Here is a 19604-nt window from a genome sequence, read left to right as displayed (position 1 = left end):
AACGCCGCCGCTTGACCTTGACACCGGCGTCAGGGATTACGGTCGCGGAGGAGGAGGGCCGGATGCGCATCGGAGAGCTCGCCCGGCGGGCGGGGGTCAGCACCAGAGCGCTGCGCTACTACGAGCAGCAGGGTCTGATCACCGCGCGGCGGTCGGCCAACGGGTACCGGGAGTACGACGAGGACGCCCTCCGGCTCGTCGCCGAGATCCGCACGCTGCTCACCGTGGGGTTCACGCTCGCGGACGCCGAACCGTTCGTGGCGTGCCTGCGGGCCGGGAACGCCACGGGCGGCTCGTGTCCCGAGTCCGTGGCCGTCTACCGGCGGAAACTGGCCGAGATCGACGAGGAGATCCGCACGCTGCTGGTCCGGCGGGCCGAGGTGGCCGCGCAGCTGGCCGGCTCCTGCCAGGGATGTCCGACAGGGAAGCAGGGAGAGAAATGATCACTTTGACCGCGGAGAACTTCGACGAGCAGGTGCTGCGCAGCGACAAGCCGGTCCTGGTGGACTTCTGGGCCGAGTGGTGCGGGCCGTGCAAGATGATCGCGCCGGTGCTGGAGGAGATCGAGGCCGAGTACGGCGACCGCCTCACCATCGCCAAGCTCAACGCCGACGACCACCCCGAGATCTCCGCCAGGTACGGCGTGCTCGGCCTGCCGACGCTCAACCTCTACGTCGGCGGCGAGGTCGTCCGGCAGATCAGGGGCGCCAAGCCCAAGCGCATGCTCCTGGCCGACCTCGAAGGCCACATGTCAACGACCCAGGGCTGAAGCAGCCTCGGTGCGGTTTCGGGTACGGCGCCGCGCGCCGTACCCGGCCGGGCGTCGGGGTGAAAGTTGTCGGCCCGGGCCGGTAGCGTGCGGCCATGGCAAAGAAGGTCGGCTATCGCTGTGGTGAGTGCGGTTGGCAGACCGCCAAGTGGGTGGGACGCTGCGGCGAGTGCCAGGCCTGGGGCACGGTCGAGGAGGAGACCGCCCGCGGCGGCGCGCACGTGGCCTCCCCCGGCGCGGTGTCGGCCCCGGCCGTCCCGATCGGCCAGGTCAAGGCCGAGGTCGCGCACGCGCGCAGCACGGGCGTGCCCGAGCTCGACCGGGTCCTCGGCGGCGGCCTGGTGCCCGGGGCGGTCGTGCTGCTGGCCGGGGAGCCCGGCATCGGCAAGTCCACCCTCCTCCTGGAGGCGGCCTCCAAGATCGCCCGAGGGCAGACCGTCCTCTACGTCACCGGAGAGGAGTCCGCCGCCCAGGTCCGGGTCAGGGCCGACCGGATCGGCGCGATCCACGACGACCTCTACCTCGCGGCGGAGACCGACCTCGGCGCGCTGGTCTCCCACGTCGAGAAGGTCCAGCCGGGCCTGCTCGTGGTCGACTCCGTGCAGACGATCGGCTCGGCGCAGGCGACCGGCGTGCCCGGCGGGGTGACCCAGGTCAGGGAGGTGGCCGGCAACCTGGTCAGGCTCGCCAAGGAGCGCGGCATGTCCACGGTCCTGGTCGGCCACGTCACCAAGGAGGGCTCGATCGCCGGCCCCCGGACGCTGGAGCACCTCGTCGACGTCGTGCTCCACTTCGAGGGCGACCGCCACTCCCGGCTCCGCATGGTCCGCGCGATCAAGAACCGCTACGGCCCCGTCGACGAGGTCGGCTGCTTCGACCTGCACGAGGGCGGCATCGAGGGCATCACCGACGCCAGCGGGCTGTTCGTCTCCCACCGCGCCGAGCCCGTCCCCGGCACGTGCGTCACGGTCACCATGGAGGGCACCCGGCCGCTGCCCGCCGAGGTCCAGGCGCTGGTCGCGCGGACCGAGGCCCAGCAGCCGCGCCGCTCCTCCTCCGGTCTCGACCCCTACCGGGTGACCATGGTGCTGGCCGTGCTGGAGCGGCGGCTCAACGCCAAGCTCGGCGGCTGCGACGTGTTCACCGCGACCGTGGGCGGGATCAAGCTCGGCGACCCGGCGATCGACCTGTCGGTGATGCTCGCGGTGGCCAGCGCGGCCGGCGACCGGGCGCTCCCGTCCGGGCTCGTGGTGCTGGGCGAGGTGGGCCTGGCCGGAGAGCTCCGCCAGGTGCGCGACGTACGGCGCCGCCTGTCGGAGGCGGCGCGGCTCGGCTTCACCCGCGCGCTGGTCCCGGCGGGCTCCCTCGACGCCGGCCGGGGCAGGCGCGGCGAGAGCTCCCTCGTCCGGGCCGACGGTCGCTCCAGCTTCGCGCCGGGCTTCGACGTCGTCGAGGCGGAGAACGTCTGGGACGCCCTCAACCACGTCACGTCCTGAAGACCGGGGCCCGCCGCGGGCCTTCGGTAAGCTGGGCGCCGGACCCCGGTGACGGCTTTCGGACCCGCCGGGCTCTCGACACGGACCACGGGGGTCATGTGGCAGCAACCGACAAGGGCCTCGACGAGCGCCGCAGAGCCGTCCTGGCCTCGGTCGCGCCGGGCACCGCGTTGCGCGACGGCCTGGAGCGCATCCTGCGCGGGCACACCGGCGGCCTGATCGTGCTGGGATACGACCGCGTGGTCGAGGAGATCTGCAGCGGCGGATTCGAGCTGGACGTCGAGTTCTCCGCGACGCGGCTGCGCGAGCTGGCCAAGATGGACGGCGCCATCGTGCTGAGCTGCGACGGCCACCGGATCGTGCGCGCGGCCGTGCACCTGATGCCCGACCCCTCCATCCCCACGGACGAGTCCGGCACCAGGCACCGGACCGCCCAGCGGGTCTCGGTGCAGACCTTCTTCCCCGTCGTCTCCCTCAGCAAGTCCATGCGGATCATCGCCCTCTACCTGGACGGCGTCCGCTACGTGCTGGAGGAGTCGGCGGCGATCCTGTCCCGGGCCAACCAGGCCCTCGCCACCCTCGAGCGGTACAAGTTCCGGCTGGACGAGGTCTCCGGCACGCTGTCGGCGCTGGAGATCGAGGACCTGGTGACGGTCCGCGACATCGCGGTGGTCCTGCAGCGGCTCGAGATGGTCCGCCGGATCTCCGACGAGATCGCGGACTACGTCGTCGAGCTCGGCACGGACGGCCGGCTGCTCTCCCTGCAGCTGGACGAGCTGGTCGCCGGGACGGAGACCGACCGCGAGCTCATCGTGCGGGACTACCTGCCCGTGACGGGCCGCCGGGCCCGTACGGTCGCCGGAGCCCTGCACGAACTGGACAGGCTCTCCTCCACCGCCCTGCTCGACCTGACCTCGGTCGCCGGCATCCTCGGCCACACCGGCGCCGACGCCCTGGACTCCCCGGCGAGCCCGCGCGGCCACCGCCTGCTGGCCAAGATCCCGCGGCTCCCCACCGCGGTCGTCGACCGCCTGGCCGACCAGTTCGGCAGCCTGCAGAAGCTCCTGGCCGCCAGCACCGAGGACCTGCAGGAGGCGGGCGGCGTCAGCGAGACCCGCGCCCGCCACATCCGCGAGGGTCTGTCCCGCCTGGCCGAGTCGTCCATCCTGGAGCGCTACGTCTGACGGACGCGACCCGGGAGACGGGCCCGCGCGGCCGGCACCCGTCCGGAGGGGACGCGCCCTTCCCGGGAGCTCAGGAGCCCAGTTCCCCGAGCATCGCCTTGATCTGCGCGGAGCGCGACAGCTCGATCCGCCGGGCCAGCTCGACCACCTCGGGATGCCGTCCGTCCCGGATCTCGGCGCGGGCCATCTCGACGGCGTTGTGCTGGTGGGCGACCATCACGTTGAGGAACCTGACGTCGAACGCGGCTCCGGTCGCCTTCCTGAGCATCCCGGCCTCCTCCGGGCCGGTGACGTGCAGGCCGCCGTGCGCGTCGTGGGCGTGCGCCTCGGCCTCCAGGGGGCGCCCCCAGCGTCCCAGCCGACCGGCCATGGCCTCGGCCTCCTGGTCCTGGGTGGCCGCGATCGCCGCCGCCAGCGCCTTCACCGTGCCCCGGGCGGACCGGGAGCCGGCCAGGCCCGCCAGCTCCACCCCCTGCCGGTTGTGGGGGATCATCATCTGCAGGAACATCACGTCGGCGTCGTTGAAGGAGCCGGTCCCGGTCCGACCGCCCTCCCGGCCGGCCGAGGCCCTCCCGGTCCCGGCGGGACCGTCCGAGGCGGGCACCGTGCCCGCGGAGGCGGGGGTGGTGGCGGGAGCCGCGGTGGCGGGGGCCGGGTCCGCGGCGGGCACCCGGGCGGCGTGACCGGCATGAGGGCCGGCATGGTGGCCGGGTGAGGCGGCCGCCGTCCCGCACCCGGAGAGCGCCAGCACACCCGTGACGGCGAGAGCGAGGGCGAGGCGTCTCACGGGCACCGACCCACAGGCATTGATAGGCACCGCCCCACGGGCACTGCTAGGCACCATCCCACGGACGCTCACGGGCACCGCCTCATCCGTGTCGTCTCACCGGTGTCGCCTCGTCCATGGCGTCTCATCCGTGCCATCTCATTCGTGTCGTCTCATTCACGTCGTTTCTCCTGGCCGGAACCGGGTTCCCGCCACGCGGGCGCCGCACCGGGACGGCGCGGCGCCCGCGGACCGGTCAGACCCGCTGCCAGAGAGCCGGGACGTTCGGCGGCTCCCATCCGCCGAGGGCGGTGTGCGCCTGGATGCACCGGTAGGCGGCACCGCCGTAGGTGACCTTGGCGCCGACCGCGTACCAGGTCCCCGCCTTCCACGTCCCGCCCGGGGTGGCCGGGGGCGGGGTGGACGGCTTGGTCGGGGCGGGGGTCGGCGCGGGCGTGGACGGCCTGGTCGGAGCCGGGGTGGGAGCCGGGGGCGGGGTGCTCCCGCCGCCGCTGCCGCCGACCTGCAGGTCGATGCACGAGTAGAAGGCGTTGACCGTGTCGGCGATGTTCCAGACGGCCAGGACCTTCTGCCGCCCGCTGTAGCCGGACAGGTTCACCACGTGCGAGACCGTCGCACCGGGCTGCCTGCCTCCGTCGTTGAAGGTGGCGATCTTCTTGTTGCCGATGTAGTAGTCCCAGTGGCTGGTGGAGTGGCGAGCCGTCAGCACCCAGTTGAAGGTCACGCTGTTGCCGACGGGCGTGGCCGGCCAGGCCCTGCTCTCGTCACTGAGCACGGAGAACCGGCCGACCCCGCCGTGGCAGTTCATCTGCCCCTTGGGGCCCTCGACGCTCTGCGGCTCGTAGACGATCGCGCCGCAGTTCGCGACGCGCCCCTGGGCGCACATGGCCTGGCGGCTCGGCGGTGACGACACGTAGCCGTGGGCCAGGGCGGGGGAGGCGGCGAAAACCGTGGCACCGAAGCTGACCGCTGCCATGGTGAGGAGCGTGGCCGTTCTACGCATTTACCATTCCTTGCTCGGGGTCTGTGGAAAGCAGAAAAGAACGCCTTCCCTTACGGCGGACGACCGCTCGGCCTTTTTTCCGGACCGCTGCGCGAAGGCCGCGGTCGTTCAGCGGGCCGGGTCGCGCCGGATCACGGAGCGAGCGCTCCCGCCGGAGCCGTCCGGGACCTCCGGCCACCGGCCGTCTCCGCGGACGCCACCGACGGGGCACCGTACCCGCAGGTCGAACGGGTCATGGGCGCCGTTCGGGAGTCACGCCACCGGATGGCCTCCGGCCCGCGCGGCCCACCGGGCCGCTCGGACGCGACCTTTCCGCCGGGAGACGGCTCACCTCGTCCGGTGGTGCGGTGAAACGGCGGGGAATGCTCACGAGAGGGCGACTCCTTCATGCTCCGTGAAACTGGTCATTTTTATAACATGAAAGGAGAACCGCTTATCTTATGGGAGTCTTAAATCGCCTTCAGCGTCACCATAACGGCGTTCGGTGAAGGTTCCGCCGTCGCCGTCCGTGCCGCAGGAGCCGGACAGACACGAGGGCCGGACGGGGACGGGGGCGACGGGTGCGGGGCTGGGCAGACGCGGCGGACCCCGCCGGCCAGACCGTGGCGGACCCGGGCGGCGGACCCGGCCCCGCGCCGAGACGCACACCCGCATCCCCGCCCTCAGCGCAGGTGGAAGACCACCTTGTCGCTCTTCAGCCGGGGAGCCCGGACCACGGCCACATACGTCCCCGGACGGGCCTCGGCCCGCTTCGCCCTGCAGTCGGAACCCGACCTGCGCCGGTCCCACTGGATCTGCCGGACGTAGGGGATGCCGCGCTCCAGCCTGCGGATGTCGTCGGTCTCGCCGCTGAGGCAGTCGGCCGACGACCAGACGCGGTCGTCACCGGAGGTGATGCGGACCTCCGTCGTCCGCGGCCCCACGTCGGCCGTGCACATCACCTTGCCGGTGTTGACCAGCGTGAGGATGAACCGCGGACGCTCGCCCGAGCGGTAGACCTCCCCTTCGCCGATGAGGCTCAGCACCAGGTCGGCGGCGTCGCAGGCGTCCCCCGGCCGCTTGGGCCGGGGGACCGGCTTGGCGGGCCTCGGGGAGGGGGTCGGAGCCGTCGGGGTGGGGGTGATGGCGGCCACCGGCAGGGTGGCCAGGAGCGGGTCCGGGGCGGGCGACCGGCTCGTCGGAGCCGCCTGGGCCTTCGAGGCGCTCTCCGGCCCGCCCGTCGCCGAGCAGGCCCATGCCACGATCGCGACCACCACGAGGACGGCGACGAGCGCGATCAGCCGGCGCCTCCAGTAGACGTCGACCCCCATGTCACTGCGGAACGTGTCCGGATCCATGCGCACAGTATGGGGAGCCCTTGGGGAAGCCCGGCGGCGACCCGCCGTTCCCCTACGCTTCCTTGGGTAAACATGTCGGCGGACGGCACTATCGTCGAGGCGTGGCCAAGCGCAATCTCCTGCTGACTCCCGTTCTCGAGTGGTATGCCAGATGCGCCCGCGAGCTGCCGTGGCGCGAGCCCGGCGCCACCCCCTGGTCGATCCTGGTCAGCGAGATCATGCTCCAGCAGACGCCGGTGGTCCGGGTGCTCCCCGTCTGGACCGAGTGGATGGAGCGCTGGCCGACCCCGGCCGCCCTGGCCGCCGAGCCGCCCGGTGAGGCCGTACGCCACTGGGGCCGCCTCGGCTATCCGCGCCGTGCCCTCAACCTGCACGCCTGCGCCCGCGCGGTCACCGACCTGCACGGCGGACGGGTCCCCGCCGACCACGCCACGCTGCTGACCCTCCCCGGCGTCGGCGAGTACACCGCGGCCGCGGTCGCCAGCTTCGCCTTCGGCGGACGCCACGCCGTGCTCGACACCAACGTCCGCCGGGTGCTGGCGCGGGCCGTACGGGCGGAGGAATATCCCCCGAAGGCCACCACCGCCGCCGAGCGCGCGCTCGCCGAGTCCCTGCTCCCCGGGCCGGAGGACGCGCCCGTCTGGGCCGTCGCCGTGATGGAGCTGGGCGCCCTGGTCTGTACGGCGCGCGCCCCCCGCTGCGCCGACTGCCCGATCCGCGACCGGTGCGCCTGGCGCCTGGCGGGCAAGCCCCCCTACGAGGGTCCCGCCCGCAGGGGGCAGACCTACGCGGGCACCGACCGCCAGTGCCGCGGCCGCCTCCTGGCCGTCCTGCGCGAGGCCCACGGCCCCGTCCCCAAGGCGGCACTCGACTCCGTCTGGGACGAGCCCGTCCAGCGTGAGCGCGCCCTCGACGGCCTCGTCTCCGACGGCCTGGCGGAGGTCCTCGGCGACGGCACCTACCGGCTGCCGGGCGGCACGGGATGAGCCCTCGCACCGCGCAGCGGGACGGCGCAGAGCCCTCCGGGCGACGGGGCCGCCCGGCGGGCTGCCGGCGGACGGCCGCCCGGGTGAGCGGATGACGGTGCCGCTCAGGCGGGTGAGCAGGTGACGGCGCCGCTCAGGCGGCGAGCCGCAGTCCCAGGGCGGTGAGGTTGCTGCGGGCCCAGTCGAGCTCCTCGGCCAGCGCGCTGACCAGTGCGCCGGGCCCCCTGGTCCGCAGCGGCACGGCCAGGTCGTGGATCTCGACCTCGATGTGGGCCGTGCCGCTCACCGCCCCGGAGAGCATCGCGGTGAGCGTGTCCTCCAGGACCGGGCGGGTGCTCGGCAGCTCCCGGCAGGAGTCGCCCGCGTGGTTGTGGACGTGCCCGAGCTTGACCACGGGCGTGCCCGCCGCGGCCAGGCCGCGCAGCGCCGTCCCGGCCTCCTCCGTGATCCCGGCGCCCGCCGTGCCCCCGGCCAGGTGGCAGGCGTCCAGGCAGACCCCGAGGTGCTCGGAGTCGATGCCGCAGACCCGCTCCAGAGCCTGCTCGGTGGTCTCCAGCACGCAGCCGGGCCAGGGCTCGAAGCCGACCCTGATGGTCTTGCCGGTCACGCCGTACAGGCCCCTCAGCTCGCGGGAGAGGCGTTCGAGGCGGCGGGCCGCGATCGCGTGCAGGTCGGCGGGCCAGTCGCGGCGCCAGCCGATGGGGATGGTGGAGATGCTGCCGAAGCGCACGTCCTCCGGGAGCAGGAAGGCCAGGATCCTGGCCAGCGCCATCGTGTAGCGGTAGCGCTCGGGCTTGGCCCAGTCAGGTCCGGGGGCCTCCTGGTTGCGGCCGCCGGTGCCGTTGAGGCTGACGACCTCCAGGCCGCGCTCCTCCAGGGAGCGGCGGAGCCGTACCAGCTCGATCCGGTCGGCGGTGAGGTGGTCGGCGACGGCCGGCGAGAGCCAGAGGCCCACGCCCATCCGCTCCACGCCGAGGCGCTTGCGCACCGGGACCGCGTAGCGGGTCAGGTGCGCGATCAGGTTCTCCAGGTCCTCGGCGGGATGCACGCCCGCGTTGTAGGCCAGGTGGACGAGCGTCCCGTCCTCGTGCCGCAAGCGCATCGGGTGCCTCCCAGGCGTGTTCCGTGTAAGAGACTCCGGTCGTCCGCGGCCGCCCTGCGCCCGCGGGCCCGGCCTCGTGGGCCGTCGCGTCTCTCCTCTGCCGGGAACTCGACCCGGTCCGTCGAGCATCTCCCACCGGCGCCGATCAGCGCGTCACTCCCGGAGCTGACACGCCCGTACATCGCTGGGCTGATCTCTGGGACCGGTCCCCGCCGGGACGGAATGGTGTCCGGGCAGCCGACGGGACGTGGTCCAGTTCGCTCTACAGAGTGTAGTACTACATTTGGTGGCGAGAAGCACCCTTGGGTAACAAATAGGCGGACCCCGCCGTGAGGTGCTCACGGCGGGGTCCGCCTTTGCCTGTCCGGCCGTTTCCGACCGGGGTCCGTGCGCGCTGCGTCAGTGCTGGATCGGCTCCACGATGGAGGCGGCCGAGTCGGGGACCCGGTTGCCTCCCGGCGCGTTCTCACCGGCGAAGGTGAACTTGGCCTCCTCGCCCTCGCCCTCGATCCCGATCTTGACGATCTGACCGGGGCGGAGCTCGCCGTAGAGGATCTTCTCCGACAGCGTGTCCTCCAGCTCGCGCTGGATCGTCCGGCGGAGCGGGCGGGCGCCCATCACCGGGTCGTAACCGCGGTCGGCCAGCAGCTGCTTGGCGTCCTGGGTGACCTCCAGGCCCATGTCGCGGTCCTTCAGGCGCTCGGCCACCTGGGCGAGCATCAGGTCCACGATCTGGATGATCTCCTTCGGGGTCAGCTGGTGGAAGACCACGATGTCGTCGACGCGGTTGAGGAACTCGGGCCGGAAGTGCTGCTTGAGCTCCTCCTGGACCTTCGCCTTCATCCGGTCGTAGTTGGACTCGGTGTCGTTGGACTTCGCGAAGCCCACCCCGATGCCCTTGGAGATGTCCCGGGTGCCGAGGTTGGTCGTCATGATGATGACGGTGTTCTTGAAGTCCACCACCCGGCCCTGGGCGTCGGTCAGGCGACCGTCCTCCAGGATCTGCAGCAGCGAGTTGAAGATGTCCGGGTGGGCCTTCTCGATCTCGTCGAAGAGGACCACGGAGAACGGCTTGCGCCGCACCTTCTCGGTGAGCTGGCCGCCCTCCTCGTATCCGACGTAGCCGGGCGGGGAGCCGAACAGCCTGGAGACGGTGTGCTTCTCCATGAACTCGGACATGTCGAGCATGATCAGCGCTTCCTCGTCCCCGAACAGGAACTCGGCGAGCGTCTTGGACAGCTCGGTCTTACCGACACCGGACGGGCCGGCGAAGATGAACGAGCCACCCGGGCGGCGCGGGTCCTTCAGACCGGCGCGCGTCCGGCGGATCGAGCGGGACAGACCCTTGATCGCGTCGTCCTGGCCGATGATCCGCTTGTGCAGCTCGTCCTCCATGCGGAGCAGCCGCTGGGACTCCTCCTCGGTGAGCTTGAAGACCGGGATGCCGGTGGCGGTGGCGAGGACCTCGGCGATGAGCTCCTCGGTGACCTCGGCCACGACGTCCATGTCGCCGGCCTTCCACTCCTTCTCCCGGCGCTCGCGCTTGAGCTGGAGCTGCTTCTCCTGGTCGCGCAGGGCCGCGGCCTTCTCGAAGTCCTGCGCGTCGATCGCGGACTCCTTCTCGCGCCGCACGTTGGCGATCTTCTCGTCGTACTCGCGGAGGTCCGGCGGCGCGGTCATGCGGCGGATGCGCATGCGCGAGCCGGCCTCGTCGATGAGGTCGATCGCCTTGTCCGGCAGGAACCGGTCGCTGATGTAGCGGTCGGCCAGCTGCGCGGCGGCCACCAGGGCGCCGTCGGTGATGGAGACCCGGTGGTGCGCCTCGTAGCGGTCGCGCAGGCCCTTGAGGATCTCGATCGTGTGGCTGAGGCTGGGCTCGGCCACCTGGATCGGCTGGAAGCGCCGCTCCAGCGCCGCGTCCTTCTCCAGGTGCTTGCGGTACTCGTCGAGCGTGGTGGCGCCGATGGTCTGCAGCTCGCCGCGGGCCAGCATCGGCTTGAGGATGCTGGCGGCGTCGATCGCGCCCTCCGCGGCGCCCGCGCCGACGAGCGTGTGCAGCTCGTCGATGAACAGGATGATGTCGCCGCGGGTGCGGATCTCCTTGAGGACCTTCTTCAGGCGCTCCTCGAAGTCACCGCGGTAGCGCGAACCGGCCACCAGCGCGCCGAGGTCCAGGGTGTAGAGCTGCTTGTCCTTGAGCGTCTCGGGCACCTCGCCCTTGACGATCTTCTGGGACAGGCCCTCGACGACGGCGGTCTTGCCCACGCCGGGCTCGCCCACCAGGACCGGGTTGTTCTTGGTCCTCCGGGAGAGGACCTGCATGACCCGCTCGATCTCCTTGTCGCGGCCGATCACCGGGTCGAGCTTGCCCTCGCGGGCGGCCTGGGTCAGGTTGCGGCCGAACTGGTCGAGCACGAGGGAGGTCGACGGCGCGGCCTCCTGCGGCCCGCCCGAGGCGGCCGGCTCCTTGCCCTGGTAGCCGTGGAGCAACTGGATGACCTGCTGACGCACCCGGTTGAGATCGGCGCCCAGCTTCACCAGCACCTGGGCGGCGACGCCCTCGCCCTCACGGATGAGGCCGAGCAGGATGTGCTCGGTGCCGATGTAGTTGTGACCCAGCTGCAAGGCCTCGCGGAGCGACAGCTCAAGGACCTTCTTGGCGCGCGGGGTGAACGGAATGTGCCCCGACGGCGCGGACTGCCCCTGGCCGATGATCTCCTCGACCTGCTGACGCACACCCTCAAGACTGATGCCGAGGCTCTCCAGAGCCTTGGCGGCAACGCCTTCACCTTCATGGATCAGACCAAGAAGAATGTGCTCCGTACCGATGTAGTTGTGGTTGAGCATCCGGGCCTCTTCTTGGGCCAGGACGACAACCCGCCGTGCGCGGTCGGTGAACCTCTCGAACATCTCGTCGCTCCTCACAGAGCGGTCAGGCAGGTCCGGGATATCCGGGCCCTGTCCTCCCGCATGGTAGCCCCGACCCGGCAACCGCTCTACGTAGAAGACGTTCCCCGAGAGCAGGGCGTTCACGCTCTATCCAACTACCTATCGGGGGTGCGATGTTCCCGATACGCCGCAAGCGAACGACGTTTATCGACCACTGAGACCGCATTCGCGACCCGGGTGCGCCGGAGAGGCCGTCCGGACCGCGGGTCCGGGCGGGAGCGCGGAGCGGGCCCCGGAACGCATCATGCGGCCATGGCCGCCACCGGACCCCACCGTGACCGCCATGACCGCATGATTCACCGGTCGGCGAAGCGCTCTCGCCGACCACCGGTCAGTGCGCCGCCTCGTAGTCCTCGACGATCTTGGAGGCGATCCGGCCGCGCTCGCTGACGTTGCGGCCCTGGGCCTTGGCCCAGGCGCGGATCTCCGCGCTCTTCTCCCGGGTCAGCGCCCTCGTCCCGGCGGCACGGCGGCGGCGGGAGGGCAGGGCCCCGGCGCGACGGGCGCTCGCCACGAAAGGCGAGAGGGAGTCGCGGAGCTTCTTCGCGTTTACGTCACTCAGGTCAATCTCATAGCTGGTGCCGTCAATCGCGAAGGAGACAGTCTCATTGGCCTCGCCCCCATCGAGGTCGTCGATGAGAATCTCCTGGATCTGCTTGGCCATCTACGCAATCCTTTCGCGGAGTATTGTTTCATTCGCTAGCCAAACATATACCCACGGTGAGAGCGCAGCAATTCCGGAGCCCGGTGATTCTCCCGCGAGTGCCGGGAAGAGGTGATCAGCCGTTCTGCGACTCGCCCTGATCGGCCCGTTTCGCGGGACGACGACCGGCCGCCTCACTGCGAAGGAGCTTGAAAACTGCATACACGAAGACCCCGCCGACGACCGCGGGGGGTATCAACGCGGACATTACCTCGTACATTGGTCCTCACTCCGCAGCGGGGCGACATTCCGGGTCATGGGACTTTCCGTGGCGACATCGCGGTCCGGGGGCACGACCGGGCGGGCAGATCAGCTCACACATGACCATAGCGGCTTCCAGGAGCGATGTGCGTCCCAGGACGCCCATGACGCTCATCCACCACCTTAATGCTTCTCTCCAGGCGTCTTACCGGTTGCACTCCGTAAAGCGCCGGGGAAAAGAGTGACAGAGTGATCACGGATCGATCGCTTTCGGCGGCGGACCGCGTCACCGCAGGTCCTTGACCACCACGGTCCCGGCCAGCCTGTCGTGCGGCCCCCGCTGAAGGGGTTTGTCCATGAGGATGAACAGGGCGCCCGCGAAGCCGAGGACCGCGGCCAGGAGGTTCACCGCGGGAATGCCCGCGGTCAGGAGAACGCCCGGGTAGAGGGCCGCCCTCCGCACCAGACCGGCCCGGTCCGGGCCCGCACCGCCGTACGGGACCAGCCTGATCCCCATGACTTTCTTACCGATCGTACGGCCGTCCCGGGCGTGCAGGACATAGTCGTAGAGCGTATAACCGCCAAAGGCGATCAGGCCGGCGAACAACCCCGGCAGCACCCGGGGATCGGCGCCGCGGCCTTCACCCGCCGGCGCGAGGAGGGAGTAGAACGACAGCGAGAGAATCCAGTAGAGCGCCACGAAGCCGGCGGCGTCGATGATGCGCGCCGCCAATCGTTCCCACCATTCGGCGGGCGGCGGAGCGTCCGGGAGGGCCGCATACGGCGACGGAAGCGGCGGATCCACCCGGCGGAAGGCTCCCTTACCGGATGGCGTTCCCACGCCTCCCGAAGGGGCGGGGGTCCTCGGCCCGCCTCCGCCCGCTCCTCCGGCCCTCGCGGCCCGGGAAAGGGAGAAGCCCGTCCCGTCCGGGAGTGGCGGAACCGGCACGGCCGTATAGGGGCCCGCGGGCGGAGAAGAAGCCGGCCCGAGGTGATTGTCTCCGGGACGCGGAGAGGCGGCCATGGCGTTCCTCCCGCCGGCGCGAATGGTTTTGCAGTCCCCCGCAGTCTGCCCCGGGGAGACCGCCCGACACCGTTTTCCCGCCCGGGCATGAAAGCGGGGCCGGCGGTTCCTCCGCCGGCCCCGTCGATCACGGAACTACTTGACCTTCACGACCACCGTCGAGGCGACCTTGTCGTGCAGACACTGCTGGAAGGGCTTGTCCCAGAACTGCCAGAGCACGTTCACCAGGCTGAAGATGCCGATGAGCGGTCCGACGACCGGAACCCAGCGCAGACCCGTCGGGCCGTAGAGCACGCCCGCACGCTTGAGCGCGGCGTCCGCGGAGAGTCCGCCGGCCGTCGAGACGCTCCCGACCGGGACCACCTTGATGCCCATGACCATCTTGCCGACGGTCTGGCCGTTCTGCTTGAGCATGAAGAACTCGTAGCCGGCGTAGATCAGGAACCCGAGGAGCGAGGTGAGCAGGTCGTAGAGGAAAGTGCTCCCCTCGGTGATCCCGTTGGCTCCGAAGCTGGGCAGCACGATCAGCCCGGCCAGCGCGAAGCTGAGGATGAGCGTCGGGATCGCCAGGATCACCCCGTCGACGAGGCGGGCCACCAGACGCTGCCACCACTCCGCGAGCGGGGCGGGGGCCCCGGGAGGCGTCACGCCCTGCGGCGCGTAGCCCTGGCCGTAACCCGGCTGCTGGCCGTACCCCTGGGGCTGGCCGTAGCCCGGCTGGGCCGCCTGCTGACCGTAGCCCTGCTGGCCGCCGTAGCCCGGCTGCTGGCCGTACCCCTGGGGCTGGCCGTAGCCCGGCTGGGCCGCCTGCTGACCGTAACCGGGCTGCTGGCCGTAGCCCTGCTCGTGGGAGGCCGCCTGCCCGTAGCCCGGCTGGGCCGCCTGCTGACCGTAACCGGGCTGCTGGCCGTAGCCCTGCTCGTGGGAGGCCGCCTGCCCGTAACCCGGCTGGGCCGCCTGCTGGCCGTAGCCCTGCTGCTGGCCGTACGCGCCCGTCCCCTGCTGGCCGTAGCCCGGCTGGGCGGCCTGCTGGCCGTAACCGGGCTGCTGGCCGTAGCCCTGCTCGTGGGAGGCCGCCTGCCCGTAACCCGGCTGGGCCGCCTGCTGGCCGTAGCCCGGCTGCTGGCCGTACGCGCCCGTCCCCTGCTGGCCGTAGCCCGGCTGGGCGGCCTGCTGGCCGTAGCCCTGCTGCTGGCCGTAGGCGGGCGGGGTCTGCGGGCCCGTGCCCTCGCCCCGGTATCCCACGATCGTCACGTCGGGGTCGTGCCCGCCCTGGGCGTGCTGACCGTACGCGTTCTGCTGTCCGTATTCCGGCTGCCCCGACGGTGTGCGATCGCGGTCGGGATCATCCTGCGGATACGGCGGCTGTCCGGTGCTCACCGCGTCACCTCACTTCGACTGGGCATGTGTCTTATGTCAGACATGCATGCTTGCTGCTGCACAAGGTATCGACATAGGTAAGAACAGTCACCTTTCCTGGTAGTCAGCCCCGGCGTCATTCTCGCCGAGGTGCAGCAGCATCCTGGTGTTCCCCAAGGTGTTCGGCTTGACGTGCTCGAGCTCGAGAAACTCCGCGACGCCCTCGTCGTAGGAGGCGAGGAGCTCCGCGTAGACCTCCGGGGAGACCGGCGTCCCCTGGAGCTCGCGGAATCCGTGCCGGGCGAAGAAATCGACCTCGAACGTCAGGCAGAAGACCCGGCGCAGGCCCAGTTCGCGGGCGGCGCGGATGAGCTGGGAGACGATCAGGTGCCCGATGCCCATCTTCCGGCAGGAGGGGTCGACGGCGACCGTGCGGATCTCGGCCAGGTCCTCCCAGAGCACATGGAGCGCGCCGCAGCCGACGACCCGGCCGGCCCGCTCGGCCACCCAGAACTCCTGCACGTCCTCGTACAGCGTGACGGTGGCCTTCTCCAGCAGGCGCGGGCCCGCCCCGGCGTAGGTGTCGACGAGCCGCCTGATGGACCGGACATCCGGGGTCCGCGCCCGGCGCACCGTGATCGCCTCGGCGTGGGGTACGGCCTGCGTGGGGAAATGCTCCGCAACCTGCTCCGTCATTCGATCAGAGTACGTCCTCTGTCGTCTGTGGTTACGGCTCGTCCTTAACTCATCCCCCAGAAGCATCATGCGTCACCGGGCGTGAGCCGCACCACTCCCCGCCGTCTCCCGCCGGCCACCGGTTCTCCCGGGTGCGGCAGCGCAGGCCGGCGAAGACCCCACGCTGCGGCCGAGAGCCGGGCGGCGGGCAGCGCAATGTCACACCGATCATGACTCCGTGTGACCTGCCCGTGATTTCCTCGTTTGAGAATCCTTACCAAGTTTGGAGTTCTGGTTGAGCTTGAACTCCCATTGCACTAGTGTCCAGGCTCGATGTCGGCTCACCCCGAGAGCCGGCCCGCCGAATCTCCGAGCGCGGAGAACCGGGGACCCACCTCCCTGAAGTCCCCCGGGGTGAATCCGAGACGCCGTCAGCGCTCTCGGTAGGGCTGCCTCCGGCCCGAACCCGTCAGCTAACCCGGTAGGCGGTGCGAGGAAGAGGAGCCTGTTGGTGAAGCGCACGCGCGAACGCGGGAGAGAACATGCGGGCAAGCACGCCCGCTACCGAGAACGCACCCCGCACGGATTCCCGCTCCGGATCACCGTCGTCGCGGCCGTCTTCGCCTCCCTGACCCTCGGGACCCCCCTGGTCGCCGCCGCCGACCCCCAGCCGAGCCTCCAGCAGCTCGCCAAGCAGGCCGACAAGCTGCACACGGAGATCGCTCAGCTCACCGAGCAGTACAACGGGGAGCGGGTCAAGCTCAAGCAGGCCGAGCGGGCCGCCGCCGCCGCCAAGAAGACCCTCGCCACCAGCGAGTCCCAGCTGGAGTCCCGGCGCCACAAGGCCAGCCTGCTCGCGCAGAGCAGCTACATGACGGGCGGCCTGGGCGGCGGTCTCGCCTTCACCTCCTCCGGCGACCCCGACGCCTTCCTCGACCAGGCGGCCGCCGCCTACGCCCTCCAGCAGCGGCAGAGCGAGGAGGTCGCCCAGGTCAGCCGGGCGATCCAGGCCGCCGAGCGGGCGAAGGCCAGCGCGAAGGCGCGGACCGCCGAGGTCACCGCCCTCCTCGACGAACTCGGCACGAAGCGCACCAAGATCGAGCGGCTGGTCGCCCGGGTCGAGAGCAACCTGTTCCGGGAGGTGCGCGAGCGCGCCGGCGGCGGGGGCCGGGCCGTGAAGGTCGACATGCCGATCGTGGGCGGCGGGAAGGCCGCCGAGGCCGCCCGCTGGGCGCTCAGCCAGCAGCTCAAGCCCTACGTGTGGGGTGCCGAGGGTCCCGGCAGCTATGACTGCTCGGGCCTGGTCATGTGGGCCTACCAGAAGGTCGGGATCAGCCTGCCGCACTACACCGGCAACCAGTGGACCGCGGGCACGCAGATCCCCAAGGAGCAGATGCGCCCCGGAGACCTGGTCTTCTTCCACAGGGACCTGCACCACGTCGGGATCTACATCGGCGGGGGCCTGATGGTCCACGCGCCGCGGACCGGCGACGTCGTCCGCATCGCTCCGATCGCGGGCCGTCCGTTCGCCGGCGCCGTACGGATCGCGGACTGAGGCGGAGTCCGGCCGGAGGCGGCGGCTCCGGACCGGACGCGACTTCGGACTGGACGCGACTTCGGACTGGACGCGGCTCCGGACCGGACGCGGCTCCGGACCGGGTCCGGGTCAGATCAGGCGGCGGCGCGCGGCCCAGGCCACCGCCTCGATGGCCGTGGCCACGCCGATGCGGTCGCAGATGCCGCGCAGCCTCCGGCGGACGGTGCGCCCGCTGATGTCGAGACGCCGCCCCACCCGGTCCACCGTGACCCCCTTGGCGAGTTCCGCCAGGAGAACGAGATCCTCGTCGCTCAGATCCACCTCGCTCACGGCCAGAAGGCCGCGACGGGCATCCACTACGACTTCTGGATATGCCATCTAGAGGTCCTCCCCCGCACCGGCATCCAGCCGTGAGTGTGATCGGAACCAATGCCGCCCGTCAGGAACGGTAAACGTCTTCTTCAAAGGTCGTCAAGTTCTGCTCTCCATAGATCCGGGGACCTACATTGACTTAGTGGCTATTACGTGAAGTACTGACGATATGTCGGGGTTTTGCGAATAAGCCGAGGCCGGACGGCGGCCGGGCGCGAACGGGCCGGCGGCCGCCCGGCGAACGGCCCGCGAGCACGGGCGACGGCTCCGGAGCGGGACGCCGTCGCCACCGGGACGGTCCCGTCGCCGCGCCCGCGGGGCCGCCCGTCCCGCGCTCCGCAGGAGGCATGAGACTTTTGTCACGCCGGCCACTGGAGCACCACGGCCGAAACGGAAGGAGCCTCGTGTCCGGCTGCCGGACACGAGGCTCATTTCTCTGCATTCGTTAATAACCGCCGGGATGATTGATCGTCCGGCGATATAGGACACGGCCGAAAAGGAGTTTCTGATCCGTGCGTTGAAAGGCGCGCCGGGGCACCCGGACCGCACCGCCACGGCCGGGGGCGCCGCCCCCGGCCGTGGACGCCCGTCAGGCTCCGCCGGTCGGCTTGACCAGCGGGAACAGGATGGTCTCGCGGATGTTCCTGCCGGTGAAGGCCATGACGAGGCGGTCGACGCCCAGGCCCATCCCGCCCGTCGGCGGCATCGCGTATTCCAGGGCGGCGAGGAAGTCCTCGTCAAGCTGCATGGCCTCCGGGTCGCCGCCCGCGGCGAGCAGGGACTGCTCGGTCAGGCGGCGGCGCTGCTCGACCGGGTCCACCAGCTCGGAGAAGGCGGTGCCCAGCTCGGTGCCGAACCCGATCAGGTCCCACTTCTCGGTCAGCAGCGGGTTGTCGCGGTGCTGCCGGGCCAGCGGGGAGGTCTCCAGCGGGTAGTCCATGACGAACGTGGGCTGGATGAGCGTGTGCTCGACCAGCGCCTCGAAGATCTCCTGGACGAGCTTGCCCTGGCCCCACTTGGGGTCCCAGTGGATCTCCCGCGCGTCGGCCAGCTTGCGGACCTGCTCCAGGGGGGTCTCGGTGGTGACCTCCTCGCCGAGGGCCTCCGAGACGGAGCCGTACAGCGTGATCCGCGGCCACTCGGCCAGCCCGAGGTCGACCTCCACCCCGTCGTGCTCCACCACCGAGTGACCCAGCGCGGCCACGGCCGCGCTCTGGATCATCCGCTGGGTCAGGTCGGCCATGTCGTGGTAGTCGAGATACGTCCCGTACGCCTCGAGCATGGTGAACTCGGGGTTGTGGGTGGCGTCCGCGCCCTCGTTGCGGAAGTTGCGGTTGATCTCGAAGACCTTCTCGATGCCGCCGACCACGAGCCGCTTGAGGTAGAGCTCGATCGCGATGCGGAGGTAGAGCTCCATGCCGTAGGCGTTGATGTGGGTCTTGAACGGCCGGGCCGCCGCACCGCCGTGGATCGGCTGGAGCATCGGCGTCTCGACCTCGAGGTAGCCCTCGCCGTGCCAGAAGTCGCGGATCGCGCGGACGACGGCGCTGCGGGTGTAGGCCATCTTGCGGGCCTCGTCGTTGACGATGAGGTCCACGTAGCGCAGCCGTACCCGCGCCTCGGGGTCGGTGAGCCCGGCGTGCTTCTCCGGCAGCGGGCGCAGGCACTTGGAGGTGATCGCCCACCGGTCGGCCAGGATGGACAGCTCGCCGCGACGCGAGGTGATGACCTCGCCCTCGATGCCGATGTGGTCGCCCAGGTCGACGTCGCGCTTCCAGGCGGCGAGGGACTCCTCGCCCACCCTGTCCAGCGAGATCATGACCTGCAGGTCGCCGGAGCCGTCCCGGATGGTGGCGAAGCAGAGCTTGCCGCCGGTCCGCGACAGCATGACGCGGCCCGTGACGCCCACCCTGTCGCCGGTCGCGGTGTCAGCGGCGAGACCGGCGTATTTGTCGCGGATCTCGGCGTTGGTCGCGGTGCGCGGGAAGGTCACCGGGTAGGGGTCGACGCCCTCGGAACGGAGGCGGTCGAGCTTCTCCCGGCGCACGCGCATCTGCTCGGGCAGGTCCTCGGCTGCAGTCACATGGTCGGTCACGCGGTCAAGGTTACCGATGTCCGGG

17 protein-coding genes and 1 riboswitch are annotated in these 19604 nt (G+C 70.9%); of the genes, 6 read left to right on the top strand and 11 right to left on the bottom strand.

Translation table 11 applies throughout. The features are described 5' to 3' along the window. The first annotated feature begins 62 nt into the window (after positions 1 to 62). From IEZ06_RS16085 to disA, 4 genes are all read left to right on the top strand, one after another. Positions 63 to 443, top strand: a complete 381-nt coding sequence (locus IEZ06_RS16085; protein WP_189237499.1) for a MerR family transcriptional regulator — start codon at positions 63 to 65, stop codon at positions 441 to 443. Continuing rightward, a complete protein-coding gene (trxA, locus tag IEZ06_RS16080; RefSeq protein WP_189237498.1) occupies positions 440 to 769 on the top strand; it encodes a thioredoxin in 330 nt (109 codons plus the stop codon). The genes IEZ06_RS16085 and trxA overlap by 4 nt, the downstream gene beginning before the upstream one ends. Positions 770 to 864: 95 nt before the next feature. Then, the gene (gene radA / locus IEZ06_RS16075) at positions 865 to 2265 is read left to right on the top strand and encodes a DNA repair protein RadA (RefSeq protein WP_189237497.1); all 1401 of its coding nucleotides are present in this window, start codon (positions 865 to 867) and stop codon (positions 2263 to 2265) included. A 98-nt stretch (positions 2266 to 2363) separates the two neighbouring features. After that, positions 2364 to 3449 carry a DNA integrity scanning diadenylate cyclase DisA gene (gene disA / locus IEZ06_RS16070; RefSeq protein WP_189237496.1) on the top strand — a complete coding sequence of 362 codons (1086 nt, stop codon included), beginning with the start codon at positions 2364 to 2366 and terminating at the stop codon, positions 3447 to 3449. Positions 3450 to 3519: 70 nt separating this feature from the next. Here the strand turns inward: disA and IEZ06_RS16065 are convergent, their stop codons facing one another. The 3 genes from IEZ06_RS16065 to IEZ06_RS16055 all read right to left on the bottom strand — a co-directional run bounded on the left by IEZ06_RS16065 (position 3520) and on the right by IEZ06_RS16055 (position 6576). Beyond that, positions 3520 to 4236 carry a DUF305 domain-containing protein gene (locus IEZ06_RS16065; protein WP_189237495.1) on the bottom strand — a complete coding sequence of 239 codons (717 nt, stop codon included), beginning with the start codon at positions 4234 to 4236 and terminating at the stop codon, positions 3520 to 3522. Positions 4237 to 4471: 235 nt separating this feature from the next. Next, positions 4472 to 5239 carry a lytic polysaccharide monooxygenase gene (locus tag IEZ06_RS16060; RefSeq protein ID WP_189237494.1) on the bottom strand — a complete coding sequence of 256 codons (768 nt, stop codon included), beginning with the start codon at positions 5237 to 5239 and terminating at the stop codon, positions 4472 to 4474. A gap of 662 nt (positions 5240 to 5901) precedes the next feature. Next, positions 5902 to 6576 (bottom strand): hypothetical protein, encoded by a 675-nt coding sequence (locus IEZ06_RS16055; RefSeq protein ID WP_189237493.1) that lies wholly within the window; start codon positions 6574 to 6576, stop codon positions 5902 to 5904. A 101-nt stretch (positions 6577 to 6677) separates the two neighbouring features. Between IEZ06_RS16055 and IEZ06_RS16050 the strand changes: the two genes are divergently transcribed. Further along, on the top strand, positions 6678 to 7562 hold the full coding sequence (locus IEZ06_RS16050; protein ID WP_189237492.1) for an iron-sulfur binding domain-containing protein: 885 nt from the start codon (positions 6678 to 6680) through the stop codon (positions 7560 to 7562). Positions 7563 to 7695: 133 nt separating this feature from the next. Here the strand turns inward: IEZ06_RS16050 and IEZ06_RS16045 are convergent, their stop codons facing one another. The 6 genes from IEZ06_RS16045 to IEZ06_RS16020 form a co-directional block, all read right to left on the bottom strand. Beyond that, positions 7696 to 8664, bottom strand: a complete 969-nt coding sequence (locus IEZ06_RS16045) for a TIM barrel protein (RefSeq protein ID WP_189237491.1) — start codon at positions 8662 to 8664, stop codon at positions 7696 to 7698. Positions 8665 to 9063: 399 nt separating this feature from the next. Then, positions 9064 to 11574: an ATP-dependent Clp protease ATP-binding subunit gene (locus tag IEZ06_RS16040; protein WP_189237490.1), complete on the bottom strand. Its 2511-nt coding sequence runs from the start codon at positions 11572 to 11574 to the stop codon at positions 9064 to 9066. A gap of 370 nt (positions 11575 to 11944) precedes the next feature. Further along, positions 11945 to 12277, bottom strand: a complete 333-nt coding sequence (locus tag IEZ06_RS16035; RefSeq protein ID WP_189237489.1) for a histone-like nucleoid-structuring protein Lsr2 — start codon at positions 12275 to 12277, stop codon at positions 11945 to 11947. A gap of 526 nt (positions 12278 to 12803) precedes the next feature. Then, positions 12804 to 13541: an RDD family protein gene (locus IEZ06_RS37185; protein ID WP_268245605.1), complete on the bottom strand. Its 738-nt coding sequence runs from the start codon at positions 13539 to 13541 to the stop codon at positions 12804 to 12806. A 135-nt stretch (positions 13542 to 13676) separates the two neighbouring features. Then, positions 13677 to 14921 carry an RDD family protein gene (locus IEZ06_RS16025; protein WP_189237487.1) on the bottom strand — a complete coding sequence of 415 codons (1245 nt, stop codon included), beginning with the start codon at positions 14919 to 14921 and terminating at the stop codon, positions 13677 to 13679. An 87-nt stretch (positions 14922 to 15008) separates the two neighbouring features. Further along, positions 15009 to 15596 (bottom strand): amino-acid N-acetyltransferase, encoded by a 588-nt coding sequence (locus IEZ06_RS16020; protein ID WP_189237486.1) that lies wholly within the window; start codon positions 15594 to 15596, stop codon positions 15009 to 15011. Between the two features lie 328 nt (positions 15597 to 15924). Then, positions 15925 to 16078, top strand: a riboswitch (cyclic di-AMP (ydaO/yuaA leader). A gap of 8 nt (positions 16079 to 16086) precedes the next feature. Here IEZ06_RS16020 and IEZ06_RS16015 point away from each other — a divergent pair. Continuing rightward, positions 16087 to 17130 (top strand): C40 family peptidase, encoded by a 1044-nt coding sequence (locus tag IEZ06_RS16015; protein WP_189237485.1) that lies wholly within the window; start codon positions 16087 to 16089, stop codon positions 17128 to 17130. A gap of 111 nt (positions 17131 to 17241) precedes the next feature. Here IEZ06_RS16015 and IEZ06_RS16010 read toward each other — a convergent pair whose 3' ends face one another. After that, complete coding sequence (locus tag IEZ06_RS16010) at positions 17242 to 17442, bottom strand: LuxR C-terminal-related transcriptional regulator (RefSeq protein ID WP_307729044.1); 201 nt, start codon at positions 17440 to 17442, stop codon at positions 17242 to 17244. A 631-nt stretch (positions 17443 to 18073) separates the two neighbouring features. Then, positions 18074 to 19579, bottom strand: a complete 1506-nt coding sequence (lysX, locus tag IEZ06_RS16005) for a bifunctional lysylphosphatidylglycerol synthetase/lysine--tRNA ligase LysX (RefSeq protein WP_189237484.1) — start codon at positions 19577 to 19579, stop codon at positions 18074 to 18076. Between the last annotated feature and the right edge of the window lie 25 nt (positions 19580 to 19604).

The organism is Planomonospora antibiotica (assembly GCF_014647955.1).
GTDB lineage: Bacteria > Actinomycetota > Actinomycetes > Streptosporangiales > Streptosporangiaceae > Planomonospora > Planomonospora parontospora.
This window is presented reverse-complemented; position numbering and strand designations above follow the sequence as displayed.